This is a genomic window from Alphaproteobacteria bacterium (assembly GCA_005883305.1).
In the GTDB taxonomy this organism is placed as follows: domain Bacteria; phylum Pseudomonadota; class Alphaproteobacteria; order Sphingomonadales; family Sphingomonadaceae; genus Allosphingosinicella.
In genome coordinates this window covers 422558-436967 of record VBAC01000001.1, presented here as the reverse complement: position 1 = coordinate 436967, position 14410 = coordinate 422558, and the positions used below count along the sequence as shown (strand labels likewise).

The following is a 14410-nucleotide window of genomic DNA, read 5'->3' as shown; positions in this document are numbered from 1 at the left end:
ATGCCCTGTGCGGGCGACCGTTGAACCGTTTTCGAGTCCGATTCGGATCGACTTTACAGGCCGGCCGCGGTTTGCTGCTGAAAATTTGAGAATATTGGCGATTGGAACCGCCCGCCATAAGAGGGCGATGGAGCGAACGCCGGCTCGCGCACCGGGCCTTGAAGACATTTAGTCTCGGAATCCGGCGATTCCTGTCGCGCGATCCGCTCCGCTTCGGACGAATATGTTCCGCTCAGGCGAATGTTTCGGCCATTCCCTCGCGGTCGGTCGTCAGTTCCTTCGCGGCGGTGGCGACCGCGCCGCCGATCAGCGCCATGCCGAGGCCGCCGACGAGGCCCGACAGCGCGAGGCGCAGGATCGATTGCGGCGTGATCGATGCATATTCGGCCATCTGCGCCTGCATCGCCTGCTGCATGGCGAGCGGATCGCTGCCGATCCGGCTGAGGGCGGCGAGATAGGGGCCCATCGTCGCCGCCATCACGCCGATCCACAGCACCAACAGGATGAGGCCGACGACGAGATAGCCGCCGAACAGGGCCCAGAAGCGGCCTTTCGAAAGCCGCCAGCCCTCGCCGATCGCGATATTGCCGGTCATCAGCGTCAGGGGGAACATCAGCGACACCCGCACCTCGAACCAGATCGCCAGCGCGATCAGCGCGCAAAAGAGGACGATCATCGAGACTCCCATCGCCGCCGGCCCGGCCGCGACCGCGACCACGCCGATTATGATCGCGCCGACGATCCCGACGATCAGCATCCCGACATAGAGGAGGATAAGCAGGACGAACGCCAGCGCGAACATCTTCAATTCGTCCATGCCGACCCGTATGTAGGCGAAGCCGCTCTGCTCGGGCCGCAGCACGGCTCGCTGGGTCGCGGTGAACAGCACGACGAACAGGATCATCATGCCGAACTCGACGAGCAGGAACGTCCCCATCGTGGAGCTCATCTGAGCCATCGCCGCGGCGGGATCCTTGCCGGCCGAAGCCATCGCCCCGAACGTGCGGCCCATGGCGAGGCTCATCACCGCCATCGCGGCCATGTAGCACAGGCACCAGACAAGCACCGCGACCGGCTTGTCCCTCACCAGGCGGAAGCCGCCTCCGACGATTGTTCCAACGGTCAGCATCTTCCCCCTCCTGTCCGCTCAGCCGAGCGCCTTCACAATCTCTTCGACCATCTTCTTGGCGTCGGCGAGCAGCATCATGGTGTTGTCGCGGTAGAACAGCTCGTTGTCGACTCCCGCATAGCCGACGCCGCCCATCGATCGCTTCACGAACAGCACCGTCTTGGCCTTCTCCACGTCGAGCACCGGCATGCCGTAGATCGGCGACGACTTGTCGGTCTTCGCCGCCGGGTTGGTGACGTCGTTCGCGCCGATCACGAAGGCGACGTCGGCGCGGGCGAACTCGGCATTGATGTCCTCGAGCTCGAAAATGTCGTCATAGGGAACGTTCGCCTCGGCCAGCAGCACGTTCATGTGCCCCGGCATCCGCCCCGCCACCGGATGGATCGCGAACTTTACAGCGACGCCCTCTTTCTCCAGCACCTCGGCCATCTCGCGCACCGCATGCTGGGCCTGCGCCACCGCCATGCCGTAGCCCGGCACGACGATCACCAGCTCGGCCTGCTTCATTAGGAACGCCGCATCCTCGGCCGAGCCGCGCTTCCACGGCTTGTCGATCGCGCCGCCGCCGCCCGCGACCGCGTCCTCGCCGCCGAAGCCGCCGGCGATCACGCTGATGAACGAACGATTCATCGCTCGGCACATGATGTAGGAAAGGATCGCGCCCGAGCTTCCGACCAAAGCGCCGGTGATGATCATCGCGCTGTTGTGCAGCGTGAAGCCCATCGCCGCCGCCGCCCAGCCCGAATAGCTATTCAGCATCGAGACGACGACCGGCATGTCCGCGCCGCCGATCGGGACGATCAGCAGGAACCCGATCGCGAAGCTGAGCGCCGCGATCGTCCAGAACACCCACGGGCTCTGGTCGACCGTGAAATAGCCGATCAGCCCGAGGATCGCGGCCAGCGTGCCGAGATTGATGAAGTGCCTGAGCGGAAGGATGATCGGCTTGCCCGACATGTTTCCGTTGAGCTTGAGGAAGGCGATCACGCTGCCCGAGAAGGTGATCGCCCCGATCGCCACGCCGAGCCCCATCTCCACGCGGCTGACCGGCAATATGTTGACGATCGAGGGGCCGAGGATCGGCGTGATCCGCCAGGCGATTCCGAACGCCTCGGGATTGAGATAGGCCGCCGCCCCGACCAGCACCGCCGCCAGGCCGACCAGGCTATGGAACGCCGCGACCAGTTGCGGCATCGCGGTCATCGCGATCCTGCGCGCGGTGACGATGCCGATTACTGCGCCGATGCCGATCGCCCCGAGGATTTCCGCGAGCAGCAGGCTGTCGATCTGCGCGCCGGCGAGCGGCCGGTAGTGAATCAGGGTCGTCCCCACCGCGAGCGCCATGCCGAACATGCCGAAGCGGTTGCCCCGCCGGCTGCTGACGGGACTGGAGAGGCCGCGCAACGCAAGGATGAAGCAGACCCCGGCGACGAGATAGGCGATCAGCACCCAAGCGGGCGTCGCGGCGCCATGCTCCATCTTAGCGCTCCCGCTTCTTGTACATGGCGAGCATCCGCGCGGTGACGGCGAAGCCGCCGAAGATGTTGACGCTGGCCATCGCCACCGCCGCGAGGCCGAGCCATTTCGCGCCCGGCACCCCCGCAGCCGCGCTGGCGATCAGCGCCCCGACGATGATTACCGAGGAGATGGCGTTGGTCACGCTCATCAGCGGCGTGTGCAGCGCCGGGGTCACCGACCAGACGACGAAATAGCCGACGAAGCAGGCAAGGACGAAGATCGACAGGATCGAAATGAAGTCCATCAGGCCCATTCCTCACATTGCACGCTCACGGCCGGTAGCTCCCGATGCCCGCGGCCAGCTCGTCGAGCCGGTCCGAAAAATCCGCCAGCGCGGCGCGGTAGGCAGCCTCGCCCGGCGCGCACGGCGCCCGCGCGTCGTGGCGGCCGACGCCCGCCCAATCGTTGGCGGCGAGCTGGAGCGACTGGAGCGCCCCCTTCTCGTCCGCGAACCGGTTGAGCTCGGCGAGCCGCTCGAGCTGCCGCTGCGTCTCCGGTCTCTCGCCCCCGCCCGGGCAGCCGAGCAGGAATTCCTTCGCCGCGAGGCTTCGGAAGCTCGCCCGGCGCACGGGATCGTCCGCCCCCTGCCCCTTCTGGGGGCTTTCGCCGCAACCGGGCGCGAACAGGATCGCTGCCGAAACCACGCCGGCCGCGGCCGCGGAGCCCCTCACGCCAGCAGCCTCTCGTGGACTATCTTGCCGCCCTCTGTCAGTCGAACCCCCTTCACGATCTCGTCGTCCGCCGGCAGCATCGGCGCCTTCTTCTCGCCGTCCCAGAAGGCGGAGAGGAAGTTGTAGAGATTGCGCGAGAACAAAGCCGAGGTATCCGCGGCAAGCCGGCCCGGCACGTTGCGGTGGCCGACGATCTTCACCCCGTGCTTCACCACGATTTCGCCCGCCACCGCGCCCTCCACGTTGCCGCCCTGCTCCACGGCGAGGTCGACGATCACGCTGCCGGGCTTCATGGACGCGATCTGCGCGTCGCTGATCAGCCGCGGCGCCGGCCGGCCGGGGATCAGGGCGGTGGTGATGACGATGTCCTGCTTGGCGATATGGCTTGAGACCAGCTCCGCCTGGGCCGCCTTGTATTCGTCCGACATCTCGGTCGCGTAGCCGCCCGCGCCCTCGCCCTCGATGCCCTTCACGGCCTCGACGAAGATCGGCTTGGCGCCGAGCGAGAGGATCTGCTCGCGGGTCGCCGAGCGCACGTCGGTCGCCGAGACCTGCGCGCCGAGGCGCCGCCCGGTGGCGATCGCCTGCAGCCCGGCGACGCCCACGCCCATCACGAACAATTTGGCCGCCGAGACGGTGCCCGCGGCGGTCATCATCATCGGAAAGGCGCGGCCATATTCGGCCGCGGCGTCGAGCACCGCCTTGTAGCCGGCGAGATTGGCCTGGCTGGAGAGGATGTCCATCGATTGCGCGCGTGTGATGCGCGGCATCCATTCCATCGCCAGCGCGCCGAGCCCCGCCCCCGCATAGCCCTCGACGCGGTCGCGGCGCGCGAACGGGTTCAGCCCGCCGACGAGCAGCGCCCCGGGCCTGGCGCCCTTCAGCGCATCCGCGTCCGGCCCTTGCACGCACAGGATGATGTCGGCGTCCTTCACCGTCGCGGCGCGCGGGGCGACGCTGGCCCCCGCCGCCTCGTAATCCGCGTCGGCGATCGACGCGCCCTCGCCCGCGCCCGTCTCGACCGACAGGCTGGCGCCGAGCACGATGAATTTCTTGACGGTCTCGGGGGTGGCGGCGACCCGGCGCTCGCCGGCTTCGCTTTCCTTCAGGACCGCGATCTTCAAGCCCCCTGACCCCGGCGTCAGGCGCGGATGATGACGATGACGAGCAGGGCCGCGATCACCGAAAGGATCGCCCCCCATTTCATCAGGCCGATGAAGCCTGCGTAGGTGCCCTCATGGGCCTTGAAGTCCTTACTGGCGTCGCCTTCGGCTGCCATGACGAGCATTCCTCCTGCTTGAAGCGCGTGCAGGCTCTAGCAAGCGCCGGGGGCGGCGGGCAAGCGCCTCTCGCGCCCGCGGCGTCTTCGGGTTAGTCTGAGCCCCGGATTCGACTTGAGGGGGGCGAAACCATGCGGGTAGCGGATGGCGTCTGGCGCGCGCTGGATCGGGCTCGGGCGATGAATTTGGCCGAGCGCGGCGAGCCGGCGGCGATTCCCGGCGGCGATGGCCTCACCCGCCGCCATGTCCTCGCCGCTTTGGCCGGCGGAATCGGCGCCATGACCCTGCCGCGCTGGCCCGCCTTCGCCGCCGAGCGCCCGAGCGTCGCGATCGTCGGCGGCGGCCTCGCCGGCCTTTCGGCGCTCGATACTTTGCGCCGCCGCGGGATCGACGCGACGCTCTACGAGGCGCGCGGCGCGGCCGGCGGCCGCACCCGCTCGGTGCGCGGAGTCTTCGCCGAAAATTACGCGTTCGATGAGGGCGCGCAGCTGGTCAACAGCGATCACCGGGAGATGCTCGCCCTGCTCCGCCGCTATCGAATCCTCCTCGTCGACCGCCAGGCTTTCGGACCCTCGCACGAGTTCCAGATCGGCCGCTCCGGCGGCCTCGTCGGCGAGGCCCGCCTCGCGGCGGCACTGCGCGGGATCGCCGCTCGAATCACCGCCGATGCCGACCGTCTCGATCGCGATCGGCTCGGCTTCGCGCCCCAAATCGACGCGCTCTCCGTCAAGGACTATCTCGATCGCCACCGCCTGCCTCCCGGCGACGCGCGCGACGCGCTCGAGGCGGCGATCCGCACCGAATATGGGGCCGAGCCTCACGAGGCCTCGGCGATCGAGCTCCTCTTCAACCTGCCCACGGTCGACGGCCGCCGTCTCTCGCGAATCCCCAATTCGGATGAGCGCTACGTCGTGTCGGGCGGCTCGGACCAGGTCGCGCGCCATCTCGCGGCGGAGCACGCGGCGGCAATCCGCTTCAACCGGCGCCTCACCGCGCTCGATTTCACCGGTCCCGCCGTCCGGCTGGCCTTCGCCGACGGCGAATCCGTCACCGCCGACCGGGTCATCGTCGCCCTTCCGGCGAACATGATTCGCGAGGTTCGGATCGAAGGACCGCTGCCCCGCCTGTGGCGCGCGCTGATCGATCAGATCCATCTCGGCCGCAACGAGAAGCTCATCGTCGGCTATGACGACATGAGCGCCTGGCGCCGCTCGGTCGGGTTCGGCGGAGCGATCTGGTCGGGCCGCGACTTCGCCGCGATCTGGGACGCCGTCTCGCTCGCGCCCGCCGCCGGTCCCGGCGCGCTCTGCTACTTCCTCGGCGGAGATCAGGTGGACGCCGCGGCGCAGGGCGTCTCGATGGCCGATCTCGCCGACCGCTTCAGCACCGCCGCCCGCCGCGTCGTCCCCGCCCTCCCCAGGCCCAACGGCCGGGTTCGCCGCACCCGCTGGTGCGACGATCCGCTTACGAAGGGCGCCTACATCAACTACCGCCCCGGCCAGCTCAGCCGTTTCGCCACCCTGTTCGCGATCGAGGAGGACGGGTCGGTCCAGGTGCCCCAAGCGGGTCCGTTGCTGTTCGCCGGCGAATGGCTGTCGGACGCATTCCCAGGCTATATGGAGGGCGCGGTGCAGACGGGGCGCATCGCCGCGGAGGCCGCGCTCGCCCCGGCCGAGGCGCTCGCCGCCTGACTGCACGAAACTTAACCTCGGTAAAGAACCCTAGGGCCGTTTTAAGTCCGCCTTTACTCGTTTCGGCTATCCCGGCAGTCCCATTTCGAGAGGGATATGATGCGGGCGGACCCCAATCGTTGCTTGTTGCTGATCGACGACGAGCCCGCCCAGCGCCGGCTGGTCACCGCCATCGGCGCGCGCGCCGGATGGTGGGTGCGCGGCGCCAGCGACTTCGAGACCGCGCGCCAGATGCAGGAGGATCCGCAGGAGCCGAAATATGACGCGATCCTGCTCGATCACTGGCTTCCCGGCGAAGCGGGCAGCGAGCTGATCGCCCAGATCCGCTCCCTGTGGCCCGATCTCCCGCTCCTCATCCTCACCGCCCAGAACGACGTCGCCGTCGCGGTCGACGCCATCCGCGCCGGCGCGAGCGACTTCATCGTCAAGCCGCTGGCGCCCGATCGCCTGCTCGCCGCGCTCAACAGCGCGACCGACCGGCGCAAGCGGGTCGGCGAGCTTCGCCCGCTTTCGGAGAAGATCTCCAAGGCGCTCGGCTTCGAGGAGATCGTCGGCTCGGCGCCCCAGTTCCGCTCGGCCCTCGCCATCGCCGCCAAGGCCGCCCGCGCTCGGGTCTCGGTGCTGATCGAAGGCGAGAGCGGCTCGGGCAAGGAAATCGTCGCCCAGGCGATCCACGCCGCCTCCCCGCGCGCCAAGAAGCAGCTCCACACCGTCAATTGCGGCGCGATCCCCGAAAATCTCGTCGAATCCGTGCTGTTCGGCCACGAAAAGGGCGCCTTCACCGGCGCGTTCGATCGCCATATCGGCCGCTTCGAGGATGCCGACGGATCGACCATCTTCCTCGATGAGGTCGGCGAGCTGCCGCTCGACACCCAGGTCAAGCTGCTGCGCGCGATCGAGACCGGCGAGATCCAGCGCGTCGGCAGCCGCAACACGCTCACTGTCGACGTCCGGATCATCGCCGCGACCAACCGCCGCCTGATCGAGGAGGTCGCCGCCGGCCGCTTCCGCGAGGATCTCTACTACCGGCTCAACGTCGTCCACGTCCCCGTCCCCCCCTTGCGCGACCGCCAGAGCGACATCCCCGCCCTCGCTCGCCACCTTCTCGCGCGCATCGCCGAGCAGCCCGGCATGCGCTACCTTTCGATCACCGACGACGCGCTTGCCATCCTCATGTCCTACGGCTGGCCGGGCAACGTCCGCCAGCTCCAGAACGCCCTGTTCCGGGCCGCCGTCCTGTGCGACGGCGACGCGCTCACCGCCGCCGATTTCCCCCACATCGCGACCGAGGCCGCCCACGGCCGCCGCGCCGACGATCACCACGCCAAGCCGCTCAACGGCGCTTCGCACAGCGCCGCCTTCAACCACGGAGCGGGAATCACCCTGTTCGAGAGCGACGGCAATCTGCGTCCGCTGGAAGCGATCGAGGCCGACGTCATCCGCCTCGCCATCGGCCATTACCGCGGCCGCATGACCGAGGTGGCGAGACGGCTCGGGATCGGGCGCTCCACCCTCTACCGCAAGCTCGGCGAGCTCGGGATCGGCGATGTAGCGGCCTAGCCGAGGCCGTCCCGGGAGTAGCGCCGCGGACACGAAGCGGCCCCGAAGCTAGGCCCGGAGTCGGCCCGGCCGGCCGGGCGGGTCGGCGCCAGCCGAGCCCGATCGACGTCACGGCATAATGGTGCCGTGGCGGTCCGCTCCCGCCTGAGGAACCCCCGCCCTCTCCCGACCGTCTTCTGTCCAGAGGAGGAACGCCGATGACCTTCAAGGGAAGCTGCCATTGCGGCGCGATCCGCTACAGGGTGGATGAGAAGCCGCCGGTCAAGGCGATGCAGTGCAACTGCTCGATCTGCCGCCGCCGCGCCGCGCTTCACCATTTCACCACGCCCGACAAGTTCACACTGGAGACGCCGCGCGCCGAAATCGCCTCCTACGAGTGGAACAAGCGCGTGATCGACTTCCACTTCTGCAAGACCTGCGGCTGCGCGCCCTTCGCGGAAGGAACCGGCCCCAACGGCCCGATGGTCGAGATCAACCTGCGCTGCGCAGAGGATATCGATCTCGAAGCGTTGGAAATCACGCCGTTCGACGGTGCCCACAAGCTCTGACAAGCTTTAGCCGTCGACCTGTGCGGCAGCGGGACATCCGGCGGCTGGAGAGCAAGCGCCATTGAAGACCGGCCGCGAAGGGATAGAATGGCCGCATGCGCGCGCCCCGAGCATTTGCCCTGGCCCTCCTCGCCACCGCCTCGCTGACTCTCGGCCCGGCGCATGAAGCGCCGGCCGCGCCACCGGCGGGGCTCGCGCCTCTCGACGTGGGGCCGGAGATCGCGGCCTTCTATCGCGATCGGGGCTTCGCGCCCTTCTGGGTGACTCGCGAGGGGCTGAAGCCCGAGGCGCGGCGGCTGCTGGGGATGATTGCCCCGAACGCCGCGTTGCAGACCGCAATCGCCGCCGCCGCCGACGGCGATCCGCATCGGCTCACCCGCGTCGATCTTTTGCTCAGCCGCGCCTATGCCGATTTTGCCCGGGATCGGCTGCGGGGGCCGGCCGGCAATGCGATGCGCTATATCGATCCCGAAGTGGCGCCCGGGAGCCCGTCGGATCGCGAGCTGCTGGACGGCGCCGCCGGCGCGGCCTCGCTCGACCGGCAATTGACCGTGCTCGAGCGGGTCAACCCGGCTTTCCAGGGCCTCGTCCGGGGCCTCGCCGCCTACCGCGCCCGCTGGTCGCGCCTGCCGCAGATCTCGCTTCCCCCGCGCGCAAACGAAGCGATGCTGCGCCAGCGGCTCGGCCTCACGCCCACGGCCGCCCTCGCACCCGCCCTGCGCGAATTCCAGCACGTCCACGGCCTCCCACAGACCGGCACTCCCGATCCCGCGACGATCGCCGCGTTGAACCGCGGCGCGCTTCATTACGAGCAGCTCATCCTCGCCAATATCGAGCGCGCCCGCGCCATCCCCGCGCGCACCGGCCGCTCGATCCTGGTCGATACCGCCTCCGCGCGGCTGTGGATGATCGAGGACGGCCGCATCGTCGATGCGATGCGGGTCGTCGTCGGCAAGCGGGCGATGCCGACTCCGCTGATGGCCGGCACCATCCGCTACGCGGTACAAAATCCCTATTGGAACCTGCCGCCCGACCTCATCCGCAAGCGCGCCGGCAACGCCGCGCGGCGCGGACCCGGGGTGATCACCGGCGAGCGGCTGCAGGTTCTTTCCGACTGGAGCCCGGGCGCGCGCGTGCTCGATCCGCGGCGGGTCAACTGGGCGGCGGTGGCCGCCGGCCGCCAGCTCGTCAACGTCCGCCAGCTGCCCGGACCGCACAACATGATGGGCCGGATCAAGTTCATGATGCCCAACGATCTCGGCGTCTATCTGCACGATACGCCGCTCAGGCACCTGCTCGCTCAGGCGGACCGCCACGAAAGCTCCGGCTGCGTCCGGCTTCAGGACGCCCAGCGCCTCGCCCGCTGGCTGTTCAACGGCAACGTCCCGGTCCCGAGCGGCGCGGCCGAGCAGGACGTCGACCTGCCCGAGCCGGTGCCGGTCTATCTCGCTTATTTCACGGCCCTGCCCTCGCGCGACGGAATCGTCTTCCAGCGCGACGTCTACGGCCGCGACCATTCCTAGGACGACCCGCTAAGCGCCGCATCCCTCAGGCCGCGCCACACTCTCAGTGCCTGCACCGTCTCGGGCACGTCGTGGACCCGCAAGAGCTGCGCGCCCTGCTCCGCACCCTTCAGCGCCAACGCGATCGAACCGGCGAGCCGCCGGTCCGCCGGCGCCTCGTTCGAGAGCGCGCCGACCGTGCGCTTGCGGCTGGCGCCGAGCATGATCGGACAGCCGAGCCCGTGGAGCAGCGCCAGGCCGTTCATCAGCGCCAGATTGTGCTGCACGTTCTTGCCGAAGCCGAAGCCGGGATCGACGATAATCCGCTCGCGCGCGATTCCCGAATCGACCGCCGCATCGATCCGCGCCTCCAGCCAGTCGTAGATTTCGAGCAAAACCGGCCGTGCGTAGCGGGGATTGTCCTGCATCGTCTCGGGCGGCCCCTGATGATGCATCAGCACCACCGGGCAGGCCGCGCCCGCCACCACCTCGGCGGCGAGCGGATCGAAGGTCAGCGCGGAGACGTCGTTGATCATCGCCGCGCCGGCCGCCAAGCCCGCCTCCATCACCGAGGCCTTGCGCGTATCGAGCGAGACCGCCGTCCCGGCCGCGGCGAGCGCCCGGATCACCGGCTCCACCCGCTTGGCCTCGTCGCCTTCCCAGACCGGTTGAGCGCCGGGCCGCGTCGATTCCCCGCCGACGTCGATCAACGCCGCGCCGGCGGCGGCCATCTCATGGCCCGCCGCGATCGCCGCCAGCGGATCTTCGAGCAGCCCGCCTTCGGAAAAGCTGTCCGGAGTGACGTTGACGATTCCAGCGACTTGAGGCTGATCGAGCCGGATCACCCGCTCGCCGAGTTTGAGCGGTGCGCGAGGGCCGGTCAGCCGCTCCCACTGGACTCGCTCCTCCTCGCCCAGCCGCGCTTCGATCCCCTCGACGGGAATCAATTCGCCGCCGTCGGCGCCGATCCGCTCGACCAGCGCGAACCACAGCAGCCCCCCCGCCAGCCGCGCGACCTTGCCGTCATGGCCGAACGGCGCATCGACGAACCCGGTAGGCCGAAGATAGGTATTTGTCATCAACACCTCGTCATTCCCGCGGAAGCGGGAATCCAGCTTTTTCTTCGGCACCGAGTCGGAAGGAAGTAAAGGTGGATTCCCGCTTTCGCGGGAATGACGGCGACTAGGAACCTTGCAGTGCGTCGAGATAGTTCTGCCTGAGGGCATCGATCGGCAGCAAAGTTCCCGCCTCCTCAACATGCCAGAATGTCCAGCCGTTGCACGACGGCGCGCCCTGGACGGCGGCGCCGATGCCGTGGATCGAGCCCTGCCGGCCCCCGTGCTCCACCGATCCGTCGGCCAGCACCCGCGCCTGCCAGCGCCGCCTGGCGTCGGTCAGCATCGTTCCGGGAACGACCGCGCCGCACTCGACCAAAGTCCCGAACGGCACCTTCGGCCGGTCGCCGCGCGAGGCCATCACCTTCATCGCGCTCTCGTCGAGCTCGAGGGTCGAATCGATCCGCGCCCGGGCGACGGCGACATAGCGCTTCTCGCGCTCGATCCCGATCCAGTTGCGCCCCAGGCGCCGCGCCACCGCGCCGGTCGTGCCGGTGCCGAAGAAAGGATCGAGCACCACGTCGCCCTTGTGGGTGCAGGCGAGCAGCACGCGGTAGAGCAAGGCCTCGGGCTTTTGCGTCGGGTGCGCCTTGGCGCCGCCCTCCTTGACCCGCTCGCCCCCCGAACAGATCGGGATGGTCCAGTCGGAGCGCATCTGCAGCTCGTCGTTGAGCGCCTTCATCGCCCGGTAATTGAACGTGTAGCGGCTGTCCTCGGACCGCGACGCCCAGATCAGGGTCTCGTGCGCGTTGGTGAAGCGCGTGCCGCGAAAGTTCGGCATCGGGTTGGTCTTGCGCCAGATGATGTCGTTGAGGATCCAGTAGCCCGCGTCCTGGAGCGCCGCCCCGACCCGGAAGATGTTGTGGTAGGAGCCGATCACCCACAGCGTCCCGTTCGGCTTCAATATCCGCCGCGCCTCCTTGAGCCATGCGCGGGTAAAGGTGTCGTAGGTCGCGAACGTATCGAACTTGTCCCATTCGTCGTCGACCGCGTCCACCCGGCCGCCCTCGGGCCGGAACAGGTCGCCGCCAAGCTGGAGGTTGTAGGGCGGATCGGCGAAGACCATGTCGATGCAACCGTCGGGCAAGGCCGCCATCGCCGCGACGCAATCCTGGCGCAGGATCTGATTGAGCGGGAGCTCCGGCGCAGGCGCTGCGGCCACGCTCTTTTTCGGCCTCACAGCCGTTGCCACCCGCCCCATCACGCTCATCGATCCGCCCCCGGTTCACAAAGGACAGCCATGCTGAGTCACGCGGACTCCGCGGTCAAGATCAGACACTTGCCGGATATGGTTAATATCTCGTTGAGCGTAGCGGGAACGAAACGAGTCTGGCCCCACATCTTGTGGCACCCGGCCGTGCTGAGACTCAATCTGAAGTGGTGTGGCGGGAAAGACTCAAACGAGTGCCAATCCCCGAGTGATCCCGGCGAAAGCCGGGACCCATGAACCGAAGCCTTGGAAAAGGAGGCGGAGCCACCGTTGGCCACAACTCTAAGGACGGTGTTCATGGGTTCCGGCTTCCGCCGGAATGACTCCGTTCTACAATTGCAAGGCCAGCTGGCGGACCGGCGCGAAGCTCCGGCGGTGAAGCGGCGTCGGCCCCAGTTCCTTGAGCGCCCGCTGGTGGAACGGCGTCGGATAGCCCTGGTTGGTCTCCCAGCCATAGCCGGGCCACTGCCGCGCATAGTCGGCCATGATCCCGTCGCGAGTCACCTTGGCGATGATCGAGGCGGCGGCGATCGAACGGCATTTCGCGTCGCCCGCGACGATCGCCACCGACGGCCGCTCCCACTTCGGGCAGCGATTGCCGTCGACCAGGACCATCGCCGGGTCGATCCCGAGCGCGTCGACCGCCCGGCTCATCGCCAGCATCCGCGCCCAATAGATGTTGAGCGTGTCGATCTCCTCGACGCTGGCGATTCCGACGCCGATCACCGCCACCTTGTAGAGCCGGGCGCAGATCGCCTGCCGCGCCGCCGCCGGAAGCGCCTTCGAATCGTCGATCCCGCGCGGGAATTTGCTGCGGTCGAGGATCACCGCCGCGGCCACCACCGGCCCCGCGAGCGGCGCGCAACCCGCCTCGTCGACCCCGGCCACGGGATCGGGATGCACCTTCTCGAGCTTGAAGCAGGGCCGCGCCATTTGGGCAGAGCCTATGAATCCCGCCCCCGTCATTCCAGCGAAAGCTGGAATCTCACTTCTCTTTCCTGTGGATAAGCTCGAACGGGCGAATCCCCAGGCCATGCCCCATCGGCCCTGTCCCCTCGCCGAAACCGGGCGCTTGCTCGATCGCGTTCCAGACATAGTGGAGCGCCTTCTCGGCAGCCTCTTCGATGTCCATGCCGGCGCCGAGCCCGAGCGCGAGCGCGCTCGCCAGCGTGCAACCCGTTCCGTGCGTGGCGAAGCTGTCGAGCCGGAGCATCTGCCACCGGGTGATCCTGCCGTCCGAGCGCGCCAGGACATTGGTGATCAGGCTTTCCTCCGGGTCGCCCGCCGACTCGATGTGGCCGCCCTTGCCGATCACCGCGCTGCCCGTGCGGCGGGCGAGCTTGACCGACTCCTCGATGAGCGAATCCTCGGTCTCGATCGGTGGCGACCCCGTCAGCACGGCGAGTTCGATGCTGTTCGGCGTGATCACCGTGGCGAGCCGCATCAGCCGCTCGAAGGCGGCGATCGTGGCCTGGTCGGCCAGCTCGGCGCCGCTGGTCGCCACCATGACCGGGTCGAACACGATCGGCAGCGGACGGGAGCGGTCGCCGGTGACGGCCAACCCGACCAGCGTCTCGGCGACGGCATCGGCGATCTCGGGCGATCCGATCATGCCGATCTTGATCGCATCGACGCCGATGTCGCGGGCGACCGAGTCGATCTGGGCGACGACCATGTTCGGCGGCACGATCATCACCCGGTCGACACCGAGCGTGTTCTGCGCGGTGATCGCGGTGATCGCAGTCATCGCGAAGCCGCCGAGCATGGTCACCGTCTTGATGTCCGCCTGGATGCCCGCCCCGCCGCCGCTGTCGGAGCCGGCGATGATCAGGATACGCGGGACGCTCATGGTCCGTCATTGCGAGAAGCGAAGCGACGAAGCAATCCAGCGGGCCCCGGAATCAGCACTGGATTGCTTCGCTACGCTCGCAATGACGACAAGGGGGTCACTTTGGCCCCTTGCGCTCCGTCGAGGCCGGATGCCGCTCCAGCGCGGCCCCGGCGCGCATCGGCCGTTCGAGCAGGTCGCCGCCGCAATTGGGGCAAATCTCCTCGAGCAGGTCGGTGCAGGCGGCGCAGAAGGTGCATTCGAACGAGCAGATGAAGGCGCCGTGCCGGTCCGCCGGGAGATCGCGGCCGCACCGCTCGCAATCGGGACGCATCTCCAGCATCAAACTTCCTTCTCT

15 protein-coding genes are annotated in these 14410 nt (G+C 68.4%); 4 read left to right on the top strand and 11 right to left on the bottom strand.

Features of this window, described 5'->3' with window-relative positions; translation table 11 throughout:
• Positions 1–232: 232 nt before the first annotated feature.
• From E6G92_02025 to E6G92_02000, 6 genes are read right to left on the bottom strand one after another with little or no spacing between them, the layout of a single operon-like run.
• On the bottom strand, positions 233–1129 hold the full coding sequence (locus E6G92_02025; GenBank protein ID TMJ18642.1) for a hypothetical protein: 897 nt from the start codon (positions 1127–1129) through the stop codon (positions 233–235).
• A gap of 18 nt (positions 1130–1147) precedes the next feature.
• Complete coding sequence (locus E6G92_02020) at positions 1148–2608, bottom strand: NAD(P)(+) transhydrogenase (Re/Si-specific) subunit beta (GenBank protein ID TMJ18641.1); 1461 nt, start codon at positions 2606–2608, stop codon at positions 1148–1150.
• Position 2609: 1 nt separating this feature from the next.
• Entirely contained in the window at positions 2610–2891 is a 282-nt protein-coding gene (locus tag E6G92_02015; GenBank protein TMJ18640.1) for an NAD(P) transhydrogenase subunit alpha, read from the bottom strand.
• Between the two features lie 25 nt (positions 2892–2916).
• The gene (locus E6G92_02010; protein TMJ18639.1) at positions 2917–3318 is read right to left on the bottom strand and encodes a hypothetical protein; all 402 of its coding nucleotides are present in this window, start codon (positions 3316–3318) and stop codon (positions 2917–2919) included.
• Positions 3315–4442: a Re/Si-specific NAD(P)(+) transhydrogenase subunit alpha gene (locus E6G92_02005; protein TMJ18638.1), complete on the bottom strand. Its 1128-nt coding sequence runs from the start codon at positions 4440–4442 to the stop codon at positions 3315–3317. The genes E6G92_02010 and E6G92_02005 overlap by 4 nt, the downstream gene beginning before the upstream one ends.
• A 17-nt stretch (positions 4443–4459) precedes the next feature.
• Entirely contained in the window at positions 4460–4597 is a 138-nt protein-coding gene (locus E6G92_02000) for an aa3-type cytochrome c oxidase subunit IV (GenBank protein TMJ18637.1), read from the bottom strand.
• Between the two features lie 132 nt (positions 4598–4729).
• Here E6G92_02000 and E6G92_01995 point away from each other — a divergent pair, with 132 nt between their 5' ends.
• From E6G92_01995 to E6G92_01980, 4 genes are all read left to right on the top strand, one after another.
• Positions 4730–6289 carry an amine oxidase gene (locus tag E6G92_01995; GenBank protein ID TMJ18636.1) on the top strand — a complete coding sequence of 520 codons (1560 nt, stop codon included), beginning with the start codon at positions 4730–4732 and terminating at the stop codon, positions 6287–6289.
• A 99-nt stretch (positions 6290–6388) separates the two neighbouring features.
• Positions 6389–7849 carry a sigma-54-dependent Fis family transcriptional regulator gene (locus E6G92_01990; protein TMJ20658.1) on the top strand — a complete coding sequence of 487 codons (1461 nt, stop codon included), beginning with the start codon at positions 6389–6391 and terminating at the stop codon, positions 7847–7849.
• 197 nt (positions 7850–8046) lie between these two features.
• Positions 8047–8397 (top strand): GFA family protein, encoded by a 351-nt coding sequence (locus E6G92_01985; GenBank protein TMJ18635.1) that lies wholly within the window; start codon positions 8047–8049, stop codon positions 8395–8397.
• A 95-nt stretch (positions 8398–8492) separates the two neighbouring features.
• Complete coding sequence (locus E6G92_01980; protein ID TMJ18634.1) at positions 8493–9920, top strand: murein L,D-transpeptidase; 1428 nt, start codon at positions 8493–8495, stop codon at positions 9918–9920.
• Here the strand turns inward: E6G92_01980 and folP are convergent.
• The 5 genes from folP to E6G92_01955 all read right to left on the bottom strand — a co-directional run bounded on the left by folP (position 9917) and on the right by E6G92_01955 (position 14395).
• Positions 9917–10978, bottom strand: a complete 1062-nt coding sequence (gene folP, locus E6G92_01975) for a dihydropteroate synthase (GenBank protein TMJ18633.1) — start codon at positions 10976–10978, stop codon at positions 9917–9919. The two genes, E6G92_01980 and folP, sit on opposite strands and share 4 nt — an antisense overlap.
• A gap of 103 nt (positions 10979–11081) precedes the next feature.
• Positions 11082–12224 carry a site-specific DNA-methyltransferase gene (locus tag E6G92_01970; GenBank protein ID TMJ18632.1) on the bottom strand — a complete coding sequence of 381 codons (1143 nt, stop codon included), beginning with the start codon at positions 12222–12224 and terminating at the stop codon, positions 11082–11084.
• A 330-nt stretch (positions 12225–12554) separates the two neighbouring features.
• Positions 12555–13157 (bottom strand): ribonuclease HII, encoded by a 603-nt coding sequence (locus tag E6G92_01965; protein TMJ18631.1) that lies wholly within the window; start codon positions 13155–13157, stop codon positions 12555–12557.
• Between the two features lie 52 nt (positions 13158–13209).
• On the bottom strand, positions 13210–14073 hold the full coding sequence (gene thiD, locus E6G92_01960; protein TMJ18630.1) for a bifunctional hydroxymethylpyrimidine kinase/phosphomethylpyrimidine kinase: 864 nt from the start codon (positions 14071–14073) through the stop codon (positions 13210–13212).
• Positions 14074–14170: 97 nt separating this feature from the next.
• Positions 14171–14395: a DUF1272 domain-containing protein gene (locus E6G92_01955; GenBank protein TMJ18629.1), complete on the bottom strand. Its 225-nt coding sequence runs from the start codon at positions 14393–14395 to the stop codon at positions 14171–14173.
• Between the last annotated feature and the right edge of the window lie 15 nt (positions 14396–14410).

Bases quoted from the DNA above. Each gene is read 5' to 3' on its own strand.
- E6G92_02025 (TMJ18642.1), bottom strand. From the start codon at position 1,129: ATGCTGACCGTTGGAACAATCGTCGGAGGCGGCTTCCGCCTGGTGAGG.
- E6G92_02020 (TMJ18641.1), bottom strand. From the start codon at position 2,608: ATGGAGCATGGCGCCGCGACGCCCGCTTGGGTGCTGATCGCCTATCTC.
- E6G92_02015 (TMJ18640.1), bottom strand. From the start codon at position 2,891: ATGGACTTCATTTCGATCCTGTCGATCTTCGTCCTTGCCTGCTTCGTC.
- E6G92_02000 (TMJ18637.1), bottom strand. From the start codon at position 4,597: ATGGCAGCCGAAGGCGACGCCAGTAAGGACTTCAAGGCCCATGAGGGC.
- E6G92_01995 (TMJ18636.1), top strand. From the start codon at position 4,730: ATGCGGGTAGCGGATGGCGTCTGGCGCGCGCTGGATCGGGCTCGGGCG.
- E6G92_01990 (TMJ20658.1), top strand. From the start codon at position 6,389: ATGCGGGCGGACCCCAATCGTTGCTTGTTGCTGATCGACGACGAGCCC.
- E6G92_01985 (TMJ18635.1), top strand. From the start codon at position 8,047: ATGACCTTCAAGGGAAGCTGCCATTGCGGCGCGATCCGCTACAGGGTG.
- E6G92_01980 (TMJ18634.1), top strand. From the start codon at position 8,493: ATGCGCGCGCCCCGAGCATTTGCCCTGGCCCTCCTCGCCACCGCCTCG.
- folP (TMJ18633.1), bottom strand. From the start codon at position 10,978: ATGACAAATACCTATCTTCGGCCTACCGGGTTCGTCGATGCGCCGTTC.
- E6G92_01970 (TMJ18632.1), bottom strand. From the start codon at position 12,224: ATGAGCGTGATGGGGCGGGTGGCAACGGCTGTGAGGCCGAAAAAGAGC.
- E6G92_01965 (TMJ18631.1), bottom strand. From the start codon at position 13,157: ATGGCGCGGCCCTGCTTCAAGCTCGAGAAGGTGCATCCCGATCCCGTG.
- thiD (TMJ18630.1), bottom strand. From the start codon at position 14,073: ATGAGCGTCCCGCGTATCCTGATCATCGCCGGCTCCGACAGCGGCGGC.
- E6G92_01955 (TMJ18629.1), bottom strand. From the start codon at position 14,395: ATGCTGGAGATGCGTCCCGATTGCGAGCGGTGCGGCCGCGATCTCCCG.